15 protein-coding genes are annotated in these 21588 nt (G+C 65.1%); 9 read left to right on the forward strand and 6 right to left on the reverse strand.

Annotated features, from left to right (window positions below):
* Positions 1-238: 238 nt before the first annotated feature.
* The 3 genes from QRN25_RS09550 to QRN25_RS09560 are packed head-to-tail and all read right to left on the reverse strand — an operon-like array spanning position 239 to position 3665.
* Complete coding sequence (locus tag QRN25_RS09550) at positions 239-1495, reverse strand: DUF3526 domain-containing protein (RefSeq protein ID WP_285019111.1); 1257 nt, start codon at positions 1493-1495, stop codon at positions 239-241.
* Positions 1492-2931 (reverse strand): ABC transporter permease, encoded by a 1440-nt coding sequence (locus tag QRN25_RS09555; protein WP_285019113.1) that lies wholly within the window; start codon positions 2929-2931, stop codon positions 1492-1494. Before QRN25_RS09555 ends, QRN25_RS09550 begins: the two co-directional genes overlap by 4 nt.
* Entirely contained in the window at positions 2928-3665 is a 738-nt protein-coding gene (locus QRN25_RS09560) for an ABC transporter ATP-binding protein (RefSeq protein WP_285019115.1), read from the reverse strand. Before QRN25_RS09560 ends, QRN25_RS09555 begins: the two co-directional genes overlap by 4 nt.
* Positions 3666-3836: 171 nt before the next feature.
* On the opposite strand from QRN25_RS09560, the gene QRN25_RS09565 reads away from it, so the two are divergent.
* The 7 genes from QRN25_RS09565 (at position 3837) to QRN25_RS09595 (ending at position 14090) form a co-directional block, all read left to right on the forward strand.
* Complete coding sequence (locus QRN25_RS09565) at positions 3837-5996, forward strand: TonB-dependent siderophore receptor (RefSeq protein ID WP_285019118.1); 2160 nt, start codon at positions 3837-3839, stop codon at positions 5994-5996.
* A gap of 17 nt (positions 5997-6013) precedes the next feature.
* Positions 6014-7801: a M14 family metallopeptidase gene (locus QRN25_RS09570; protein WP_285019120.1), complete on the forward strand. Its 1788-nt coding sequence runs from the start codon at positions 6014-6016 to the stop codon at positions 7799-7801.
* Between the two features lie 907 nt (positions 7802-8708).
* Positions 8709-9728 carry a sulfate ABC transporter substrate-binding protein gene (locus tag QRN25_RS09575; protein ID WP_285019122.1) on the forward strand — a complete coding sequence of 340 codons (1020 nt, stop codon included), beginning with the start codon at positions 8709-8711 and terminating at the stop codon, positions 9726-9728.
* Positions 9729-9771: 43 nt separating this feature from the next.
* On the forward strand, positions 9772-10620 hold the full coding sequence (gene cysT / locus QRN25_RS09580; RefSeq protein ID WP_285019124.1) for a sulfate ABC transporter permease subunit CysT: 849 nt from the start codon (positions 9772-9774) through the stop codon (positions 10618-10620).
* Positions 10617-11450 (forward strand): sulfate ABC transporter permease subunit CysW, encoded by an 834-nt coding sequence (gene cysW, locus QRN25_RS09585; protein WP_285019127.1) that lies wholly within the window; start codon positions 10617-10619, stop codon positions 11448-11450. Before cysT ends, cysW begins: the two co-directional genes overlap by 4 nt.
* Positions 11447-12412: a sulfate/molybdate ABC transporter ATP-binding protein gene (locus QRN25_RS09590; RefSeq protein WP_285019130.1), complete on the forward strand. Its 966-nt coding sequence runs from the start codon at positions 11447-11449 to the stop codon at positions 12410-12412. Before cysW ends, QRN25_RS09590 begins: the two co-directional genes overlap by 4 nt.
* A gap of 106 nt (positions 12413-12518) precedes the next feature.
* Positions 12519-14090: a thioredoxin family protein gene (locus QRN25_RS09595; RefSeq protein WP_285019132.1), complete on the forward strand. Its 1572-nt coding sequence runs from the start codon at positions 12519-12521 to the stop codon at positions 14088-14090.
* A 328-nt stretch (positions 14091-14418) separates the two neighbouring features.
* On the opposite strand, the gene QRN25_RS09600 is transcribed toward QRN25_RS09595, so the two are convergent.
* The 3 genes from QRN25_RS09600 to QRN25_RS09610 form a co-directional block, all read right to left on the reverse strand.
* Positions 14419-15708 (reverse strand): lipase family protein, encoded by a 1290-nt coding sequence (locus tag QRN25_RS09600; protein ID WP_285019134.1) that lies wholly within the window; start codon positions 15706-15708, stop codon positions 14419-14421.
* Between the two features lie 121 nt (positions 15709-15829).
* A complete protein-coding gene (locus tag QRN25_RS09605) occupies positions 15830-16708 on the reverse strand; it encodes a TauD/TfdA dioxygenase family protein (RefSeq protein WP_285019137.1) in 879 nt (292 codons plus the stop codon).
* A complete protein-coding gene (locus QRN25_RS09610) occupies positions 16705-17640 on the reverse strand; it encodes a choline sulfate utilization transcriptional regulator (protein ID WP_285019139.1) in 936 nt (311 codons plus the stop codon). Before QRN25_RS09610 ends, QRN25_RS09605 begins: the two co-directional genes overlap by 4 nt.
* Before the next feature lie 89 nt (positions 17641-17729).
* On the opposite strand from QRN25_RS09610, the gene betC reads away from it, so the two are divergent.
* Together betC and QRN25_RS09620 are read left to right on the forward strand one after the other, a co-directional pair.
* On the forward strand, positions 17730-19265 hold the full coding sequence (gene betC, locus QRN25_RS09615; RefSeq protein ID WP_285019142.1) for a choline-sulfatase: 1536 nt from the start codon (positions 17730-17732) through the stop codon (positions 19263-19265).
* A 21-nt stretch (positions 19266-19286) separates the two neighbouring features.
* Positions 19287-21587, forward strand: coding sequence for a TonB-dependent receptor (locus QRN25_RS09620; RefSeq protein WP_285019145.1), 2301 nt, complete (start codon positions 19287-19289; stop codon positions 21585-21587).
* Position 21588 lies beyond the last annotated feature (1 nt).

Here is a 21588-nt window from a genome sequence, read left to right on the forward strand (position 1 = left end):
CAGCTGCCGATTTCCACTTCCCTCATTGCGGACGTTCCGGTTCTCCTTTCGGAGCGCCCCCGCCTAGCCGCGAGGAGGCCGGCAAATTTCAATGGGTGACCCTGGAACCTCGCCATTCGTCCAGCTCGTCAGCGAGGGTATAGGGCACGAAGAAATTGACTTTCCGGCAGTGGGCTGAGGGGCAACCACTATCCGGGCGGGGGTGGTGCGGCAACATGACGTGTCACTGCTCCATTCATCAGGTTGCAGAGTCGAAGCGCGGCGCGCGGTCGAAGTCTGCTTTGCCGAAGGGGCGATCGCGGAACATGTAACCGTAGTAGAAACCGCGGAGGCGGCGGTGATAGTCGCGGATCTGATCGCGATAGGCGAGTTGCGCGGTGAGGTCAGTTCGCGCCATCCGGGTCAGCAGCGCCTGCAAGCCGACCGAGGGGAGCACCCAACCCAGACTGCGCGCGGCATGGTCGCGAGATTCCAGGCCCTGCCGATAGGTGCGCACCTTGCCTGCGACGCTCTCGTCGCCGATTTGATGGAAGGCGAAGTACCACTTGTAATGGAACGCGGTGCCCAGAGGCGCGGAATCCGCCCATTGCGGGTGGCGGGCATAGAATGCCTGCATCGTGTCCTCGCGGGGGATGTCCCATGCGTGATTTACGGCCTCGCGCTGGGCCAGGGCGATCTCGGCGCCCTGGTTCACCGGGATCGCGCGGTTGATAACGATATGGCCGAGCGCCGGCAGTACCAGCACGAGCACCAGCCATAGCGCCGCAAGGCTCGCCGCATTGGCGACGCTGCTCCAGCGCAGCCGACCGATGAGGGCGCTGAGGCCGATCCAGAATAGCAGGTAAGCAGCGACCACCAGCAGAATGACGAGGATTGCGCCGACGATGACGCCCGAGATGGCCGCCGCAACGGCGAAGGGCATGCCGATCACCGCCCAGAGTAGGGCGAGACGAAGCAGGGTGCGGCGTCGCCACAAGGCCGCGCCGCCGTGCGGGAGAGCGGCAAGCGTGTGCCAGCGCCCGGCCTCACGCTCGCCCGATGTCAGGTCGTGGCACAAGGCGATGACGAACAGCGGGGCAAGGAACACCAGCACGAAGGCGAAGTCGAAGCGGCCGGGAAGCGCCAGTTCCGGGTTGAAGGTATCGCCATCGTAGATCTGCGGTTCGAGGCCCAGCGCCCGCACGCGCAGGATGTAGGGGGAGACATCCCGCATCCCCAGCGCCGCGAAGGCGAGCGGTGAAGGCGCGTCCCAGGTCGGGTGGAAGCTGTAGTAGGCGGCGCTGCCCGCATCCTTCTCCTTGTCGACCCAGGCGGCGATGGCGGCGATGTCCTCGGCCTGCGCGGCAGCAATGGCGGCGATGGCGGTGCGCTGGCGAGCGACTTCGGCTATCCCCGCGATCAGCGCCGCCGCCGTCAGCACCGCCAGCAGGCCAACTGCGATCATGGCGAGGCGCTGGCGCAGCAGCAGGCGGGCTTCATGCATCCACAAGGTCATCGGCGCTCTCCCAGACGGCAGGTGGCGAAGGCGAGCAAGGCCCCGGCAAGCATGAGCCATCCGGCGATCACGACCAGCCCCGGCAGAGCGCGGGCGGCGAGTGTCGCACCGTCTGGCGCGCGATACGTGAAGTCGGGCATCTTTTCCCAGTTACCGGCGGCAATGCGCTTGCGGCGGTCGGCGTCCGCGTCGCTCGCGGTGTCGTTGGCATAGGTGACGCCATCGGCCTGCAGCCGGTTCAGCCGCTGGACGAGGTCGTAGCGATAGGCTTCCGCTTGTTCGAGAAAGCTGCGATGGGCCGCAAAGTCGGTCCCCGCGGCTGCCATCGACAGCGAGCGCAAGGCGATCGCCGGACTGATTGCGCCGACCATGCCGACAATGGCGTTCTGCGAGCCCTGTGCCGCGTAGCTTTCGCCGCTGTAGCGCTCGAACAGCGCGGAGGTGACTTTCTCCCCCTCCACCGCGAGAAGCCCCTTGTAGTTGACCGGCAGGTCTTCCACCCGCGTCACGCCGTAGAGCCGGAGCACCGATCGCTTGAAGGCGGCGAAGTGCGGATCGTCGGGGTTGTGGGCATCGCCGAGGCGGCGCAAGTCGCGCGCGATCGCCACTTCGGTCTGCAGGCGGTTCTGCAGGGGCACCGCCGCGCTGGCGATATCCGGCGCCACGCGCGGGAGCAGGACGACGCTCACCGCCCAGATCGCCACTAGCGCCAGCAGCGCGTCGCGGCTGCGGCCGACCAGCGTGGAAACCAGTACGATGGCCGTGACCCACAAGAGCAGCCATGCCGCATAGCCCAGCACGATCACGGCCATCGGCAGGCTCGCCGCGCCTGACGTCCCCGCCAGCGCGACGAGCCCCAGGATCGCAGGCAGCATCACCAGCAGGGCGACGGTGCCCAGCGCGCGCAGCTTGCCGCGCACGATCGCCCCGCGCGTCGCGCCCTGCATCATTAGCACGCGCAAGGTGCCGCGCTCCGTCTCGCGAGCGACGGCGCCATAGCCGAGGAAGATCAGCAGCAGCGGCGCCACCGTCTGCAGCACGAAGGCGGGCGTCAACTGGCCGAAGCGGACCAGCAACGAGCTCTGGTTGACATCGCCGAAGTTGGCGGTGTTCTGGCGGTGGCCTTCGAGGAACATCGAATTGCCGGTGAAGGCATCGACGCCCGGATCGAAGGCGGCGAGCGCGCTCAGCGGGCGGAAGATGAATGTGCCGTAGTGGACCATGCGATGCGGATGCCGGTCCGGCTGCATATCGAAGGCCTGCTCGGCTTCGTGCTGGTGGCGCGCGCGCAAGTCCTCGATCCCGCGCTGGTGCGACCAGGAACTTGCAACCGCCACCAGGGTAAGCAGCACCAGCAGCACGCAGGCGATCACGGCGACGCGGTTGCGGCGCATCAGCCGCAGCTCGTCGCGCGCTATCAGGGGTGCGGCGTTCATGCCGCCACCCTCTGCGCGGCGACCGCGAAGCGGGCGTGCAGCGCGCGCACGTCGAAGCGGTCCTCGCCCCGCGCCGTCACGTCTTCGACGATGCGCCCGGCTTCGAGGAAGCAGATGCGATCGGCGATGTCGGCGGCGCTCAGCAGGTCATGCGTCACCATGAGCACGGCGGTGCCACGTGCGCGCACCGCGAGCGCCAGAGCGTTGAAGTCCGCCGTCGCCCGCGGATCGAGGCCGGAAGTCGGCTCGTCGAGCAGCAGCACCGGCACTTCGCGCAGCAGTGCGACCGCGATGGCCACCTTCTGACGCATCCCCTTTGAGAAGGCGCCAAGCCGCTGGTCCCAGGCGCGCTCCTGCAAGCCGGCGGCAGCGAAGGCCTCGACGATCGGCACGCGGGCCTGCTTCCCGCCGGAGAGGGCCAGCAGGTATTGCGCGTTCTCCACGGCGGTCAGATGTTCGTAAAGCGCGACGTTCTCGGGCAAGTAGGCGATCTGGCGGCGAGCGTCGTCAGGCGCGGCGCCGGGATCGATGCCGCAGACCCAAATGGAGCCGGCCTGCGCCTTCACGAAGCCCAGCAGGATCGACAGCGTGGTCGATTTGCCCGCACCATTACCACCCAGCAAAGCGGTCACGCTGCCTGCGGGCGCCGAGAGCGAAAGACCGTCCAGAACCCGGTGGTCGCCGTAAGTGACAGCGAGGTTCTCGATCAGGATCGGCAGCGCCGTTTCAATCATAATGTTTCCCGAATATTGCTAAAGAAGTCAGGATTTCTGCGGATTTTGCGGCCTCCTGCCTTATTAATTGATATGATGCAACATATCATTGACGGCCGCCGTTTGTGCTGACAGAAGCCCGCCCGAACGAGGCACCGCGCTGCCTCGGGACATAGTCACCGTGGGGATCGCATGCTTCGCTTTACCAGGAATCGCCGGCTGCTCGCCGGAACTCTGCCGTTCGCCATCGCGCTGGCGCCGTCTGGCGGTGCCTTGGCCGAAGAGGCCGGAGCCGAAGGTGAGGAGCGCAGCGAGGCGATCACCGTAAACGGCGTGCGCCAGGCCTATCGCGGCGACTTCGCGGTGTCGGAAATCCCACAGTCGATTGCCGAGATCGATGCGAAGACGCTGGAGCAGAACGGCATCCAGCGGCTAACCGACGCGCTCGATCTCAACGCCTCGGTGGCGCGGCAGAACACGCTGGGCGGCTTGTGGGATGCGTTTGCGATCCGGGGCTTCGCTGGCGACGAGAACATGCCGAGCGGCTATCTCGTCAATGGTTTCAACGGCGGGCGCGGTTTCGGCGGGCAGCGTGATACGGCGGGGATCGAGCGGGTCGAAGTGCTCAAAGGGCCCGCTGCAGCGCTGATCGGGCGCGGCGAGCCGGGGGGCACGATCAACCTCGTGACCAAGCAGGCCGAATTGGGCCGCAGCTTCGCCGCCGCCGCGATCCAGTACGGCAGCTGGGACCGGGTGCGCGGCGAGGCCGACGTCAACATCTCCCTGACCGGAGGTCTTACCGTGCGCCTGATAGGCTATGGCGAGGAGGGCGATACCTTCCGCGATCACGTCCATCAGTCGCGCTGGGGCTTCCTGCCCTCGGTCGGCCTCGCGCTCGGACCGGATACGCGCCTGACCTACGATCTGGAGAAGACCCGTGTGTCGGTTCCGTTCGATCGCGGCATCGTGGTGCTGGACGGCAATTTCGACACCGTCCCGCGCTCCCGCTTCCTTGGCGAGCCGGGTGATGGCGATACGGTCGCCCGCGCCGAAGGGCACCAGTTGCGGCTCGACCATCAGTTCAGCGACCGCTGGAGCCTGCTGGTGGGCGGAAGCATTCGCGATACGCTGCTCACCGGATTTTCCTCCGATGCGGAGACGGCGGCCTCGCGTCAGGCGCTCTACACCGACGGCCGCTCGCTCTCGCGCCAGCGCCGCTCGCGCCGTTACGATGCACGGCACAATGTGCTCCGCGCGGAACTGGCGGGTGAGTTCGGGACCGGCGCACTGACGCATCGCGTGCTGATCGGTGCGGATTACGACAATTTCGATTACAAGCAGCTGTTCCTGCGCTTCCGCCCGCCAGCCCTCAGCACGAACCCGACGGCGCAACAGGGCAATGTCATCGACATCCTCGATCCGGTCTACGGCCGCTTCCCGCTGCCTGTCGGCGCAACCATGATGGACCGTACGGACCGCCAGCGTTCGATCGGCGCTTACGTGCAGGACCAGATCGAGGTGACTGACCGGCTGCAGATCCGCATCGGCGGGCGCTTCGACCACCTGACGCTGGAAACCGACAATCGCCTGACCAGCCAGAACAGCCGCCGCAAACGCAGCCGCTTCAGCCCGCAAGCCGGCGTGGTCTACGAACTGAGCGATCCGGTGACGATCTACGCCGCTTATGGGCAGGGCTTCCGGGCCAATGTCGGCACCGACGTCAATGGGCAGATCTTCGATCCCGAAAACAGCGAATCCTTCGAGGCAGGTGCCAAGGTGAGCCTGCTGGGTGGAGCGCTGACCGGAACGCTGTCGGTGTTCCATCTCACCAAGGCCAATGTGCTGGCGACCGATCCCAATGCGCCGGGGTTCTCGCTGGCGCTGGGCAAGGCGCGCAGTCGCGGCGCCGAGTTCGATCTTGCGGGGAAGTTGCCGGGCCGCGTCGATGTTCTGGTGAGCTACGCCTATGTCGATGCCGAAGCGCGCTCTGCGATGGTGGACCCCAACACCTCGTTCCAGGTGCAGGTCGGCGATGCTCTGGTGAACATCCCTAAGCACAACCTCAATATGCAGATTGCCAAGTCCTTCACTCTAGGCAAGCGCGAGGTACAGATCGGCGCGGGCATGCAATACGTGGGCAAGCGCCGCGGCGAAACGGGCACCGATTTCATGCTGCCTTCGCACGCGCTGTTCCGCCTGTTCGGCAAAGTTGACGTGATGGAGCATCTCGAACTGTTCGGTTCGGTGACCAACCTTTTCGACGAGCACTGGTATGCCAACAGCTACTCACCGCTATGGGTGCAGCCCGGCGCGCCGCGTACCGGGACCATCGGTCTGCGCGCGCGGTTCTGATGGCAGGGGATCGATCGATGCTGAAATTCGCCGTCCTTGCCGCCACTCTCGCCATCACGACTGCCGCTGCAGCGGCGGAATCGGCACCGCCCGCCGTGCTCCCGCCTGCGCTGGCATGGTCGGGCGCGAGCGAGAAGCTGATCGTCCAGTCCGGCGATCCGTGGATCACCCCGGCCGAGGCATCAGGGTTCCAGACCTCGCCGCGCTATGACGAAGTGCGCGACTGGCTCGACAAGCTGGCCAAGGCTTCGCCGCTGATCCGGATCGAGAGCTTCGGAAGGACCGGCGAAGGCCGCGAACTGCTGATGGTGCGCGCCAGCACTGGCGGACCGGGCAAGCCCGTCGTGCTCGTGCAGGCGGGTATCCACTCGGGCGAGATCGACGGCAAGGACGCCGGCCTCATGCTGCTGCGCGACATCGCGGTGCGCGGCAAAAGCGGCCTGCTCGACAAGGTCGATCTCGTCTTCGTGCCGATCCTCAACATCGACGGGCATGAACGTGCGAGCCCCTGGAATTTCCTCCACGTGCGCGGCCCCGAGGCCAAGGGCACCGAGGGGAACGCGCGCAACATCAACCTCAACCGCGATTACGCCAAGCTGGACACGCCCGAAGTGCGCGCGATGGTCGCGCTGCTGCGGCGGCTTGACCCGGCGCTCTACATCGACTGCCACGTCAGCGGCGGCTTCGACATGCAATATGACGTGACCTACACATATGCAGGCTGGGGCAAGTACGCGCGCCATCGGGCCACTGCGCTCTGGCTGGAACAGCGCTTCGGCCCGACGGTGAAGGCGGCGCTGACTCGCGCTGGGCACGAGCCGATGATTTACCCCAGCCCGATCGACACCCGTGATCCGCAGAAGGGCATCCGCTACAGCCCCGAAGGCCCGCGCTACTCAACCGGCTACGGCGATTTCATCGGCGTGCCCACGGTGCTGGTCGAGAACCACATGCTCAAGCCTTACCGCCAGCGCGTGCTCGGCACTTATGTGCTGCTGGAGGCGGCGCTGAAGCTCGCGGCACAGGACGCGGGACGCATCGCCGAAGCCAAGGCCATCGACCGCGCCGAACGCCCCACGCAGTTGCTCACCCGCTGGACTCCGGCGAAGGAGCCGATCGGCTGGGTGGACAGATTCAAGGGCGTTGCCTTCGAGACGTACAAATCGGCGGCCACCGGCCGGATGGAGCAGCGCTGGACTGGCAGGAGGATCACCTTCCGCATGCCGATCATCGGTCAGGATCCGACGGAGACTGTCGCGCTCCCCAAAGCCTGGCTGATCCCCGCCGCGCAGACCGAAGTACTCGAAAAGCTGCGCCTGCACGGCATCGGCCTGGAAACGCTGGCAACCGATCGCACCCTTCGCGTGGACACGGTACGCCTGCATGACGTCAAGCTGGCTCCGGCCCACGACGGACGCATCCCGGTGACGGCGCGTTTCACGCACGAACAGAGCGACGCGACTATCCCGGCAGGCACGGTGCGGGTTGCATCCGACCAACCGCTCGGACTGCTCGCGGCGGCGCTGCTGGAGCCGGAAAGCCAGGATAGCTTTCTCGCATGGGGCTTGTTTCCCGAAGTGCTTTCCCCGCTCGCAGGGACCGAGGATTTCGTGATAGCGCCGATCCTCGATGCCTTGCTGGCGTCAGATGCGGAGCTACGCGCGGAGTTCTCCAGAAAACTGGCTGCGGACATCATTTTTGCCGGCGACTCCGACGCACGCCTCCGATGGCTGGCTGATCGGCTGCCTCACCGGGATTTGTTCAGCGGCGTTTATGCCATAAAGCGTGTTGTTGCCGGGAATTGAGATCAGGCATTTGCGAATGAAAAGGTTCAGAGAATTTATTCGGCAGGTGCAATGACCGGGATGGAGCGCGTAGAAGCCGTTGCTGCAGTCGCCCCATTGCCGCCATATCTACGTTGGTGCATCATCTCGATATGAATACTCTCGGTGCATTGGCGCTGCTGCTCTCTACGGCAAACGGTCTGGAAGCAATTCCAAGCTCGGAAGCTAGAAACCATCGGTGCGTCCATTGCTTTCGAGGAAGGTAGCTGCGTATTCTGGACCGGTGACAACGGAATGGATGCGAAGCAATTCCGAACTGATTTAGAACGCTTTGCCCCGCGTGAGCACTTGGTGATCTATTACTCCTCTGACGTTCCGAAGAGGTGCGTTAATGCGGCACGTCGGGCCGGGCGGGGCACTGGTTTCAAAGTGGTATCGATAAAGGAAGATAACGAGTTGGCGGGTCCGGTGGGGCCGCCCATGCCCGGCAACTAACCACCCATCACAGCCGCTGGCGCTGCAAATCTATATGCCTGGGAGTAGTCGAGCCGCTTCAAGCGGCCACGTGATGCCATCGGCGATCCGGAACGGCGAGCAAGGGTGGTTAGGAGACATTCTTGGCGGGAAGCGCTGGCTACAATCCTCTACTCTGGAAGGTGCGCTGCCATCCCTTCGCTTCGCGGACACGACCCTGATCGAACTTGAACTGATCTTGTGAAACCAAGCGGTCGGACGCATTCGTAAATTCGACTGTCATGGTTTACTCTCCGCATCCGTCCGCGCGGCGCCGCCGTGGGGTGCGGATCGCGCTATTCTGACGGGGGTTTCTCTACATATTGAATAGAGATTCTTGCTTGCCCTCGTTCCGGCATGCGCTACCCCTTAGGGACTTCGACTTGCCCGAACGTCTTCCACGGAGCCCTCGACGATGCCCAGATCCCGTTTCCTGCTCGCCGCAGCGCTTGGCGCAGCCGTCGCCCTGTCCGGATGTTCAGGCGGCAAGGGCGGATCCGACGGGACGCAGATCACCAACGTCAGCTACGATCCGACGCGCGAACTCTATGAGGCAATCAACCCCGCCTTTGCCGCGTACTGGAAGCAGAAGACCGGCAAGACCGTGACGTTCCGAATGAGCCACGGCGGTTCCGGCAAGCAAAGCCGCGCCATTATCGACGGCCTCGATGCTGACGTGGCGACGCTCGCGCTTGCCTATGACATCGATGCGATCGCGGACAAGGCCAAGCTGCTGCCGGACGATTGGCAAAAGGCGCTTCCGGACAATTCAGCCCCCTATACCTCGACAATCGTGTTCCTCGTGCGCAAGGGCAATCCCAAGGGCATTCACGACTGGTCCGATCTGTTGAAGCCCGGCGTGGAGGTCATCACCCCCAATCCCAAGACCAGCGGCGGCGCGCGCTGGAACTTCCTGGCGGCTTGGGCCTATGGGCGAAAAGCCGGCGGTTCCGATCAGGCTGCCGAAACCTACGTCCGCAACCTATTCGGTCACGTTCCCGTCCTGGACAGCGGCGCGCGCGGAGCGACAACCACGTTCGTCGAGCGAGGCATCGGCGACGTTCTCATCGCCTGGGAAAACGAGGCCCTGCTGGCGGAGAAGAAGCTGGGCAACGGCAAGTTCGAAATCGTCGCTCCCTCGATCTCCATCCTTGCCGAGCCGCCGGTCGCAGTCATCGCCGCCAACGCAAAGAAACACGGCACCGAGCAAGTAGCGAAGGCTTACCTCGAATATCTGTACACGCCCGAGGCGCAGGTTGCGATCGCGCGCAATTTCTACCGTCCCAGCAACCCAAAGATCGCGGCCGAATTCAAGTCCAGCTTTCCCGATATCTCGATGACGACAATCGACAAGGACTTCGGAGGCTGGCGCAACGCCCAGAAACGGTTCTTCGATGATGGCGGCGCTTTCGACCGGATCTATACCAAGAAATGATGACGCCAGGCGGAGCGGAGTCGAACCGAGCAGACGAGTACCGATGAGCACAAAAGCATTCAAACGCCGTTGGCGCGCGCATTCGGTCCTGCCCGGCTTCGGTCTGACGCTGGGCATGAGCCTGGGCTGGCTCACGCTGATCGTGCTGATCCCGCTATCGACCCTGTTCCTGCGTTCGGCCGGAATGGGATGGGAGCAGTTCGTGGCCACAGGCCTCTCGCCCCGCGCGCTCGCCGCCTATCGGCTGAGCTTCGGCACTGCGGCAGCGGCCGGGCTGGTCAATGCCGGGTTCGGGCTGCTCGTCGCCTGGATTCTGGTGCGCTACGAGTTTTTCGGACGCGGCGTGATCGGTGCGATCGTCGATCTGCCGTTCGCCCTGCCGACTGCAGTGGCTGGCATCGCCTTGACAAGCCTTTATTCCGCGAACGGCTGGATCGGACAATATCTTGAACCGCTCGGCGTCAAGGTCGCCTTCACGTCCATCGGCATCACCGTTGCGCTCGTATTCATCGGGCTGCCTTTCGTGGTCCGCTCGGTCGAGCCGGTGCTGGCCGATCTGGGGCGCGACATCGAGGAAGCGGCCGCGACGCTCGGCGCAAGCCGCTGGCAGACTTTCCGCCGCGTGATTCTACCGGCCATCGCCCCGGCTCTGCTGACCGGGTTCGCCCTAGCATTTGCGCGCGGCGTCGGCGAGTATGGGTCGGTCATCTTCATATCCGGCAACATGCCGGGCCGGACCGAGATCGCCCCGCTGCTCATCGTGACCCGGCTGGAGCAGTACGATTACGATGGCGCGACCGCGATTGCGACGGTGATGATGCTGATCTCCTTTGCCATCCTGCTCTCGCTCAATCTCGCGCAGGCGCTGGGCCGAAGGAAATACGGCGTATGAGACTTGCGACGACCGAGCGGCCGGCGCTCCGCATTGCCCTGATCGGGCTGGCCTTCGCCTTCCTGGCATTTTTCCTCGTGCTGCCGCTCGTTGCGGTGTTCGCAGAGGCGCTCAAGCTGGGCCTAGGTGCATTTATGGACGCGGTGAGTACCCCTGACGCGCTGTCCGCGATCTGGCTGACATTGCTGGTAGCGGCGATCAGCGTGCCTCTCAACGTGGTGTTCGGACTGGCCGCGAGCTGGGCCATCACCAAGTTCCAGTTCCCCGGAAAGAGCCTGCTGATCTCGTTGATCGACTTGCCGTTTTCCGTATCTCCGGTGGTTTCCGGCCTGATTTTCGTACTGCTGTTCGGGGCACAGGGGCTACTGGGCCCCTGGCTCGCCGCTCACGACCTCAAGATCATCTTCGCCGTGCCTGGCATTGTCCTGGCCACCGTGTTCATCACCTTCCCCTTCGTCGCGCGTGAGCTGATCCCGCTTATGATGGAACAAGGCAAGGACGAGGAAGAGGCCGCGCTATCGCTGGGTGCGAGTGGCTGGCAGACGTTTCGCCACGTGACCCTGCCCAACGTGCGGTGGGGGCTTCTTTACGGGGTGCTCCTGTGCAATGCGAGGGCCATGGGCGAATTCGGCGCGGTTTCAGTGGTCTCGGGTCACGTCCGGGGCGAAACCAACACGATGCCGCTCCACGTAGAGATCCTGTACAACGAATACGATTTCGTAGGCGCTTTCGCAGTCGCCTCGCTGCTCGCCTGCCTCGCACTGGTGACGCTTGTCGCCAAGACTGCGCTGGAGTGGCGCTTCAACATTCATGGAAGTGCGCGGCATTGATCCGGGTTCAGAACATCACCAAGCGTTTCGGCGATTTTCCTGCGCTTCACGGTATCGACCTGCAGGTCGAGCCCGGCGAATTCGTGGCATTGCTGGGGCCATCGGGATCGGGCAAGACCACGCTGCTGCGCATCATCGCCGGGCTGGAATTTCAGGATGGGGGCAGCGTCCTGTTCGATGGCGAAGACGTCTCGAACCGTTCCGTCGGCGACCGGCAAGTTGGGTTCGTATTCCAGCAATATGCGCTGTTCCGGCACATGACCGTCGCCGAAAACGTCGCCTTCGGCCTCACCGTGCGCCGCAAGGAGCGTTACTCGAAACGCGACGCTCAGGCCCGAGCAGCAGAACTGCTGCGACTGGTGCAACTCGATGGCCTGGGTGCCCGATACCCCGGGCAGCTTTCAGGCGGCCAGCGTCAACGTGTGGCCCTTGCCCGTGCACTCGCGATCGAGCCGAGGCTGCTGCTGTTGGACGAGCCCTTCGGCGCGCTGGACGCCAAGGTGCGCAAGGACTTGCGTCGCTGGCTGCGCGGGCTGCACGAAAGCATGGGTCTGACGTCGGTGTTTGTCACTCATGACCAGGAGGAGGCTCTGGAACTGGCCGACCGGGTCGTGGTGATGGATCAGGGACGGATCGCGCAGGTGGGGACGCCGGAGCAGGTCTACATGGAACCCGCCAATGCCTTCGTTTCCGACTTCGTGGGCGAAACCAGCGTACTGCCGGGCGGCATTCACGTCCGCCCGCATGACCTCGCACTGGTCGAGGAAGGCGGCATCCCCTTACGCGTCGGCAATGTGTTCCGTCGCGGTGGGGCATGGCGGGTGGAGGGGTCGATCGAGGGGACAGCCGGTATCGTCGAGTTCGATGTCGATGCGTCCCGCGAGGCGCCGGTGCTGGGCTCGACAGTGCGCGTCCAGCCGGCACGATCCCGCTCCTTTGCGACAACGACGCAAAGCGATTGAGGATCGCCCTGCAGGCAGACCGGAACCAAGCCGACCGTGCCGTCCGATGGGCGGCTTCCTGACCGAAGAAATTGTACTATCGTCACGCTACCGGATGGACGCCATGATGAACTTTCCGCATTCCTCTTCCACCGCGATCGGCGCCCGGCTGGCGATGGCGGCCATGCTGGCGATCGCGACCGCAGGCGGGCTTGCCGCATGCCGGCAGGAGCCCCAGACGGCAGAGCCCGCCTCGACGCAGGAAGTCGCCTGGCGCGAAGGCGACGTGGACGATGCGCTGGCGGAAGCGAAGGAAAGCGGTAAACCGGTTCTGCTCTATTGGGGCGCGAAGTGGTGCCCTCCCTGCAACCAGCTCAAGTCCACCTTGTTCAAGGATCCTGCCTTCGTGGCGCAGACCCGCAATTTCGTGCCGGTTTACCTCGACGGCGATTCCGAAGGGGCGCAGCGCTGGGGCGAGCGTTTCGGCATCAGCGGCTATCCCACAGTGATCGTGCTGCACGCCGATGGTTCCGAAATTACCCGAGTTTCAAGCAGCGCGACGGTCGCCAAGGTGTCCGACGTGCTGCACCTCGCCGCATCGCGCACCGGATCGATCGAGACACTGCTCGATACGGCCACCAAGGATCCGGCGGCCTTGTCCGCCGACGACCGGCAACTACTGGCCGGGTTCGACTGGCAAAACGATCCCCGCCACTTCGGCGATCACGGCCATGCCAGCGCCCTGCTGACCAGGCTCGCCGGTGCTACCCCCGAACCTGCGCTGAAGCGCCGCTTCGCGCTGCTGGCGCTCTCGACAAGCGCGACGCCCTCGGCCGAGGGCCAGATTGCGCTGAACCCGGCGCAGCAGGACCGCATCATGCAGGTGCTCCCCGCAGTGCTGGCTAGCACTAAGGAGGTGATCGCGAACCGCCAGGAACTGAGCTACTCGATCCCCGCCCTGATCGCCGCTCTGCCGAACCCGGCGCAGCGTTCGGCACTCGGCAGCGCGCTGGTGACGGCGCTGGACAAAGTCTACGCTGACCCGGCGTTGCCGATCCCCGATCGGCTCGGAACGGTGGCCGCGGATCTTGTGCTCGGCAAGGATGCGCAAGGCAAAGTCCTGCCCGCCGCGCGCGCCAAAGTACAGGCCCGCGCGGCCTGGGCCGACGGCGCGGCAAAGGATGCGATGGTTCGCCAGTCCGTCATTTCCAATGCTGCCGACCTGCTGCACGAAGCCGGTGACGACAACGGCGCCAAAACACTTCTGACTGCCGAGTTGAAGCGCTCCGCCTCGCCCTATTACTACATGCTTTCGCTGGCCGGTCTGGCGGAGGAAAATGGCGACGCAAAGGGGGCAATCGAATGGGCACGAAAAGCCTACGAAGGGGCGCAGGGTCCGGCGACGCGCGTGCAATGGGCGCTGGAATACTCAAAGGTCGTGCTACGTCAGGCCCCGGCGGATAAGACGGCCGTCGAATCGAGCGCCAATGCCGTGCTCGACGAACTCGCCCGCAACCCCGACAGCTATTATCACCGCACCCGCACGAAGGTCGCTTCATGGGGAGAGCTGATGCGTCAATGGAGCCTTTCGCATGGCGGCGCGGGCGTGTTTGCCCGCATCAAGGCCAGAATGGCGAAAGTTTGCGACACTCAGGGTACGGACCAGCAGCAATGCCGGCGGTGGGGCCGCGCCGCCTGAACTGCATATTATCACAGATGGTCTTTTCAATCCTAATCGAGGTCCCGGCACAAAATGGCAAAACTATTTATCGTTGAATATTACTGAGCTCCCCTCCTGCAAACGCCAGTAGAAAGAGAGGAGACAGCGCCTCGGGAGAGACGGATGGTCGGGTCAGATTGGTGTACGACAGTCCGAACATTCGCACCGGGTCGATCGCCCTCTCGTCCGCATTGCGCCCCCGAATACGTCTTCGAGTCCATCGGGGACAGGTCGCAAGTATGGTCGTGAACAGGTTCGGCGCCTCGCCAGTAATCGTGGGCCCTGCTGCGCCGCACCCGCGGAAAGTTCACTGCAGCTTCGGTTCGCACACCGGGGTGATCGGCTCTCCGGCGAAAGCCTTCTTCACGAAAGGCACGGAATCGCGCAGCGAGGCGTTCACCGTCGCACTGTGGCCGAGGCCCGCGTAGACATGGCCTTCCACCACCGATCCGGCATCGCAAGCATCCTTCATCAGTGTCAGCTGGTTGAGCGCGGAAGGGGTCAGGTCGGAAGCGCCGGTGCCGATGAAGATGGGCACCTGCAGCCTGAGCGTGGGATAGCGACTATAGCGCGCGGCGCGATCGTCGGCGGTGGCAAGGAAGGCCCGGTAGCGTTCGCCCGGCACTTCCCGGAACGTCTCGGCGCGGGTGAACTGGCCGAACTCGGCATCCGCCTCGACCGCGGCGAGGCAGCTGGTGCGGGCCTTTTCGGCCAGCGTGATGCCCTTGGGCGTGAAGACGTCGGCGAACTGCAGCGCCGGGTCCTGCTGCTGCGCCACGACGAAGCCGAACAGGCTGTAGACGATCGCCTCGTCGAAGACCTGGGGGTTGGGCTTTACCGGCGGCGGCGGGAGGGCGGGCAGATCGGGCGAGCGGCTGTAGATCACGCCGGTGCCGACCGCGCCTTTCAGCTTCACGTCAGGCGCGTAAGTGGGCGCATAAGACGCCGCGCCGAACGCCGCCGCACCGCCTTGCGACTGGCCGACGATCACCGCGTTGTTGGCGATCCCCAGCCCGCCGTTCGCCACCGCGCGGATGCTGTCGAGCACGCCGTAGGAGATCGCGGGGATGTTGATGAGCGGATGCGGCCCCGCCACGCCCAGCCCCTCGTAATCGGTGGCGACCACGGCATAGCCCTGGTCCAGCCAGCGGTTGAGGTAGATGCTGTCGCGATAGGAGCGACCCGCCCACGACGGCGCGCAGATATCGGCAAGGCCCACGGTGCCATGGGCCCAGGCGATCACCGGCCAGCCCCCCTTGGGCGCGGTGCCTTTCGGCACGAACAGCGCGCCCGAGACGACGATCGGGGTCTTGCTGTCATACCCGCTCGTGGACGTATAGAGGAAGCGCAGTTGCTTTGCCGCACTCGACAGGCCGATGGTTTCGGGCAGCGGCTCACTGCGCAGCAATTTGCCCGGCGTGGCGGGGATCGCCTGCTTCCATTCGTAGAACGGTGAGACGCGGCCATCGCCCTGCTCGGGATTGGGCACAGGACCGTACACCGGCGCGTGCTGGGCGAGTGTCGGCTGCGGCACGGCCAATGCCAGAGCGCCCAGCACGGCAAGGAAGCGGGAAACCGGGGTATCGGACTGCGACATGTAAGCACCTTTCAAGGACGGTTGCCCGATCCTGAAAGCAACAAGCGTGCCTACCCTGCTCTCGCGTTGGTTCGGGCCGAGTAACCTGCCGGAAGTGGCCCATTCTGCGCAGCGGGGTGGTTCAAACCACCCTGCGGCTCTCCTGCCCGTCGATCCCGCGCGCGACGTCTCCGGCCAACGTCACCCGGCGCATCACGCGGTGGGCGCCCTCGTAATCGTCGATGGCGTAGTGCTGGGTCGCGCGGTTGTCCCAGATGGCGACGTCACCCGCCTGCCAGCGCCAGCGCACGGTGTTCTCCAGCCGGGTTATATGGGTCTGGAACAGGTCGTAGAGACGGCGGCTCTCTTCCTGTCCATGCCCGGCGAAGCGCTTGAAGAAGCTGCCGAGCACCAGCGCCCGCTCACCGGTTTCGGGGTGGACGCGCACCAGCGGATGCTCAGTCTCGATGATCGTCGAGGTGAAGGTGGCCTGGTAGGCATCGAGCGCGTCGTCTGCGGTATCCTGATTGGCGGTATAGTCGTAATCGTTGCTGTGGACCCCGCGCAGGCCTTCCGCCAGCGTCCGCAGTGCCGGAGGCAGGCGATCGTAGGCGGCCACGCAGTTGGCCCATGTCGTGTCGCCCCCCACTGGCGGCACGATCACGGCGCGCAGGATCGAGATGGCGGGATAATCGGGCACGAAGGTCACGTCGGTGTGCCAGCTGTTGGCCTTGCCGCCGCGATGCGAATCCAGTTCCAGCAGGAAGTCGCCCCCGTCGCCCGGCAGCGTCGGATGGCCTACGGGCGTGCCCAGCCTTGCCGCGAAAGCCTGATGCGCGGCATCGTCCAGATGCTGCTGCCCGCGCAGGAACACGACCTTGTGCCGAAGCAGAGCCGCGCGCAACTCCGCGATGGCTGCCTCATCGAGATCGCCGCCAAGCCGCAGGCCCGACACTTCCGCGCCGATGCGGCCCGCCACGCGGATTACGTCCAGCCGGGCGAGCGTTGCCGAAAGGGTCATTGCAACTGCGTTCCTTCGCTATGCTGGCCGAGCAGCCATGAAGCGATGGTCTCGGCAAGCGGGTTGGTGTGGTTCGTCCGCGTCGGCCGGACGATGTGGTAGCCACGGTCGCTGGACAGCGGCGTGTCGGTGAGGCGCACAAGGCTGCCGCTGCCGACCAGTTCGTCGATCAGGGGCGCCCAGCCGAGGCCCACGCCCTGCCCCAGCAGCACTGCCTGAAGCACGATCTGGTAATTGTTGAACACCAGTTCCTGATGCCGCGCAGGCAGTGGCGCGCCCATACCGGCAAACCATTCCTCCCAGTCGAACCAGCGGTTCTGCGGTGCTTGCCCGCGCAAGTGGAGCAGACGCAGCCGGGCAATCTCTTCAGGGCTCAGAGGCAGGCGGCGATCACCAAGATAGCCGGGCGAGCAGACCGGATAGACTTCCTCGCGGAACAGCAGCCGCGATGTGCAGCCCGCCCAGTCTCCGCGCCCGAACAGGATGCCGAGGTCGAAATCGGCGGAGGAGCCGTCGATCTCGGACTGCGTGGTGACCAGCCGGATCTCCACCTCGGGCATCAGTTCGGACAAGGCGGCGATGCGCGGCATCAGCCACCATGCCGCAAAGCCGAAGTCGGTGAGGATATCGACGGTGCGCTCGCTGCCCAGCCGCCGCACCGAGGCGACCCCGTCCGACAGCGTGCGCAGCCCCTGTTCCACCGATTGCCGGAACTGCGCGCCCGCATGCGTCAGCGCGACGCCGCGATGCTGGCGGTCGAACAGGGTGACGCCAAGGTCCGCCTCAAGCTGCGAGATATGCTGGCTGACGCCCGCCTGCGTCATCAGCAGCTCCTCGGCCGCGGCCGCGAACTTGCCGTGCCGCGCCGCCGCCTCGAACACCGCGAGGCTTTTGAGAGGCAGTCGGCCGAAGCCCGCTGAGTTCAGTCCCACTTATAGCACCCTTAAGCAAACAGCGGGTTCACGCCGCCTTTGCATTCTTCCTATCTAATCCCAACCAAATCACTAGACAATTAGAGTCGATGACGCAGAAGCAAAACTTTCTCCTGATAATGGCGGACCAGCTGGCGGCGGGGGCATTGCCCTTCCTCGGCGCCTCGCCGGTCAAGGCGCCGAACCTGGCGCGGCTGGCAGGCGAAGGCGTGCTGTTCCGCTCGGCCTATTGCAACAGCCCGCTCTGCGCGCCCTCGCGCTTCTCGATGCTGTCGGGCCGCCTGCCCTCGCGCATCGGCGCTTACGACAACGCCTGCGAATTCACCGCCACCACGCCGACCATCGCGCATCATCTGCGCCTCGGCGGCTACCGCACGATCCTGTCCGGCAAGATGCACTTCGTCGGCCCCGACCAGCTTCACGGCTTCGAGGAGCGGCTGACCACCGACATCTACCCCGCCGATTTCGGCTGGACCCCGGACTGGACGAACTTCGAGGAGCGCCCGACCTGGTATCACTCGATGGATTCGGTGCGGACCGCCGGGCCGACGGTGCGCACTAACCAGATCGACTTCGACGAGGAAGTGGTCTTCACCACCCGCCGCAAGCTGTTCGACATCGTGCGGAACGGGGAAGGCGACGGTAACGGTGACAGGCGCCCGTTCTTCCTCGTCGCCTCCCTCACCCACCCGCACGATCCCTTCGCGATCCACCGCAAGTATTGGGATCTTTACGAGGACGTGGAGATCGACCTGCCGCGCGTCACCCCGCCGCTGGACGATCTGGACCCGCACTCACGCCGCCTGCGCCACGTCTGCGGCAACGACCTCGATCCCGTCACCGACAAGCAGGTCCGTGCCGCGCGCCGCGCCTATTACGGCGCCATCAGCTTCGTGGACGAACAGATCGGCCTGATCCTCGACACGCTGACGGAAACCGGCCTTGCCGAGAACACCACCGTCATCGTGTGCAGCGACCACGGCGAGATGCTGGGCGAGCGCGGCCTCTGGTACAAGATGAACTTCCTCGAAGGCGGCTCGCGCGTCCCCCTCATCGTCAGCGCGCCCGGTCGTATCGCCCCGCGCGCGGTGGACGAGAGCGTCTCGCTGCTCGATCTGTTCCCCACCCTACTCGACCTGGCCGGGCTGGAGCCGGAACTTGCCGCTCCGATCGACGGGCACAGCCTGGTGCCGCACCTGCAGGGCACCGGCGGTCATGACGAGGTCATCGGCGAATATCTGGCTGAAGGCGCCATCGCTCCGATCGTGATGATCCGGCGCGGGCAATGGAAGTTCATCCACTCGCCCACCGATCCCGACCAGCTCTACGACCTGTCGAGCGACCCGGACGAGCTGCGCAATCTGGCGCAGGAACTCCAGTACGCCGACCTTATTGCCGAATTCCGCGCCGAAGTGGCACGCCGCTGGGATCTCGCCGCCATCGAGCGCGACGTCATCGACAGCCAGCGCCGCCGCCGCATCGTCGCCGCAGCAAACGCCACCGGGCGACTCCAGTCGTGGGACTGGAACCCGCCGCGCGACGCATCGCGCGAATACATCCGCAGCCACATGGACCTCGAAGCGCTGGAGGCGGTCGCCCGCTTCCCGCAGGTCCGCACCGTATAAGAAGAAAGCAGGGGCAAGATCATGACTTCATCCATCCGTTCCGCCGCCATCCGCGGCGGCAGCATCGCCGTACTGGCGGCGATGCTTTCGGCACCTGCGCTGGCCGACGACGCCGATAGCAGCGGCGGCGAGATCGTCGTCACCGCGACCAAGCGCTCGGCCAACCTGCAGGACGTGCCGCTTTCGATCACCGCGATCGGCGGCGCCGACATTGCCGACAAGCAGATCCGCGACGGCATCGGCCTTGCCCGCCAGACGCCCAACCTCGCGGCGGAATCGGCGATGGGCGCAGCCATGCCGCGCTACCGCCTGCGCGGCATCGGCACCAACGACTTCACCCCCACCGCCACTTCGGCCGTGGGCATCTACGAGGACGAAGTCTTCATCAGCGCCGGTTCCGCGCAGAGCGAACCGCTCTACGACCTCGACCGGGTGGAAGTGCTGCGCGGGCCGCAGGGATCACTGTGGGGCAAGAACACCACGGCGGGCGCGATCCACTACGTCACCACCAAGCCCAGCGACACGCTGACCGGCCAGGGCCGCGCAGTCTACGGCGGCGACAACACGGTGGAACTGGAAGCGGGCCTCGGCGGCCCGCTGGCCGACAAGCTGAACTTCCGCGTCGCCGGCGTCTACAAGAGCCGCGACGGGCAGTACCACAACGACTTCACCGACGCGAAGGCAGGCGGCTACGACATCTGGGATCTGCGCGGCCAACTGGGCTACGAATTCACGCCCGATGCCACGCTGCTGGTCAAAGTCCACGGCGGCGTCAGCAAGCAGCACCAGCCGCTGCAGCACGTCGGTCTGCTGCCGGGCGGTGCGGATTCGGACGGTTACGTAGAGCGTGACAGCGAGACGGCGCTGAGCAACAACGGCTCCGACTTCACCCGCGCCCGCCGCTTCGGCACCGACGCAAGGCTCGACGTGAACCTCGGCGGAGCGCGCCTGATCGACATCGCCGCCTACGAGAAGTCCAGCTCGCTGATCTACTCGGACGACGACGCCAACCCGGTCTCCGAATACCACGAGCGCTACGGCGGCGCGTCGGAGACCTTCACCAACGAACTGCGCCTGGAATCGCCGGACGGGAACCGCTTCGGCTGGATCGTCGGCACCTACTACCTGCACGACAAGACCAACAGCTTCGGCCAGCTGGGCCTCTACAGCCCGATCAACTTCGGCGTGGATGGCGCCGCCTACGACTTCGACACCAGGACCGACAACTTCGCCGGTTTCGCCAGCATCAGCTTTGAAGTGACGCCCCGGTTCAAGCTGACCGCAGGCGGCCGCTATACCTGGGAAAAGAAGTCGATCGCGGGCATCGCCTACGACTACGAGACGCAAGGCCGCAACGTCTTCGACGCCAGCGTGGTCAAGAACGTCTACATCGACACGGCCAACGGCATCTACCGCACCGGCGGCGTCGGCAGCGACGCGCTCACCCCGACGCCGGGGAGCCGTTCGTGGAAGAAGTTCACCTGGGACGCCTCGGCCGACTACAAGGCGACCGACGATATCCTGCTGTTCGCCCGCGTGGCGCGCGGCTTCCGCTCGGGCGCGTACAACACGTACATCGCCAGCCCCGGCGACCTCAGCGTCTACAACCCGGAAACGCTGACCTCCTATGAGGCGGGCATCAAGACCAGCTGGCTGGACCGCAAGGTGACGTTCAACGCCACCGCCTTCCACTACGACATCGACGACATGCAGGTCACGGTGCTGCAGACGGTAGGCGCCCAGACCCAGAACGCCGCCACAGCGCGCGTCAACGGCTTCGAGATCGAGGCGGCGGCACGGCCTTTCGCGGGGCTTTCGCTGAATGCGGGCTATGGCTTCCAGGATTCGAAGTACACCGACTTCGCCAATGCCTCGGTGCCGACGCCGATCAACCAGGGCAATCCGCTCGACCTCACCGGGCAGTCGCTGGAACGCGCACCCCGGCATACGCTGAACCTGTCCGGCAGCTACGAGATCGCGCTGGGTTCCGGCACGCTGACCTTCAGCACCGACTGGCGCTACACCAGCCGCTATCGCTTCCACACATGGTCGGACGCGACGAACAACACGCCGGCCGCCTTCCTCGCCAACGCCGCGACCCGCCAGCTGGTACGGGACACCTTCAGCCAGAAGGAACTGTGGCTGGGCGATGCCCGCCTTGCCTACCGCACCGAAGGCGGCATCGAAGTGGCCGCCTGGGTGAAGAACCTGACGAACGAGTACTACCGCACCAACACCTTCGGCATGTTCTTCAACCGCTCGATGAGCACGTATCCGGGCGAGCGGCGTACGTACGGCCTCTCGGCCGCGTACAGGTTCTGAT

Source organism: Novosphingobium sp. fls2-241-R2A-195 (assembly GCF_030209485.1).
GTDB lineage: Bacteria > Pseudomonadota > Alphaproteobacteria > Sphingomonadales > Sphingomonadaceae > Novosphingobium > Novosphingobium resinovorum.

Bases quoted from the DNA above. Each gene is read 5' to 3' on its own strand.
- QRN25_RS09550 (WP_285019111.1), bottom strand. From the start codon at position 1,495: ATGACCTTGTGGATGCATGAAGCCCGCCTGCTGCTGCGCCAGCGCCTC.
- QRN25_RS09555 (WP_285019113.1), bottom strand. From the start codon at position 2,931: ATGAACGCCGCACCCCTGATAGCGCGCGACGAGCTGCGGCTGATGCGC.
- QRN25_RS09560 (WP_285019115.1), bottom strand. From the start codon at position 3,665: ATGATTGAAACGGCGCTGCCGATCCTGATCGAGAACCTCGCTGTCACT.
- QRN25_RS09565 (WP_285019118.1), top strand. From the start codon at position 3,837: ATGCTTCGCTTTACCAGGAATCGCCGGCTGCTCGCCGGAACTCTGCCG.
- QRN25_RS09570 (WP_285019120.1), top strand. From the start codon at position 6,014: ATGCTGAAATTCGCCGTCCTTGCCGCCACTCTCGCCATCACGACTGCC.
- QRN25_RS09575 (WP_285019122.1), top strand. From the start codon at position 8,709: ATGCCCAGATCCCGTTTCCTGCTCGCCGCAGCGCTTGGCGCAGCCGTC.
- cysT (WP_285019124.1), top strand. From the start codon at position 9,772: ATGAGCACAAAAGCATTCAAACGCCGTTGGCGCGCGCATTCGGTCCTG.
- cysW (WP_285019127.1), top strand. From the start codon at position 10,617: ATGAGACTTGCGACGACCGAGCGGCCGGCGCTCCGCATTGCCCTGATC.
- QRN25_RS09595 (WP_285019132.1), top strand. From the start codon at position 12,519: ATGAACTTTCCGCATTCCTCTTCCACCGCGATCGGCGCCCGGCTGGCG.
- QRN25_RS09600 (WP_285019134.1), bottom strand. From the start codon at position 15,708: ATGTCGCAGTCCGATACCCCGGTTTCCCGCTTCCTTGCCGTGCTGGGC.
- QRN25_RS09605 (WP_285019137.1), bottom strand. From the start codon at position 16,708: ATGACCCTTTCGGCAACGCTCGCCCGGCTGGACGTAATCCGCGTGGCG.
- betC (WP_285019142.1), top strand. From the start codon at position 17,730: ATGACGCAGAAGCAAAACTTTCTCCTGATAATGGCGGACCAGCTGGCG.
- QRN25_RS09620 (WP_285019145.1), top strand. From the start codon at position 19,287: ATGACTTCATCCATCCGTTCCGCCGCCATCCGCGGCGGCAGCATCGCC.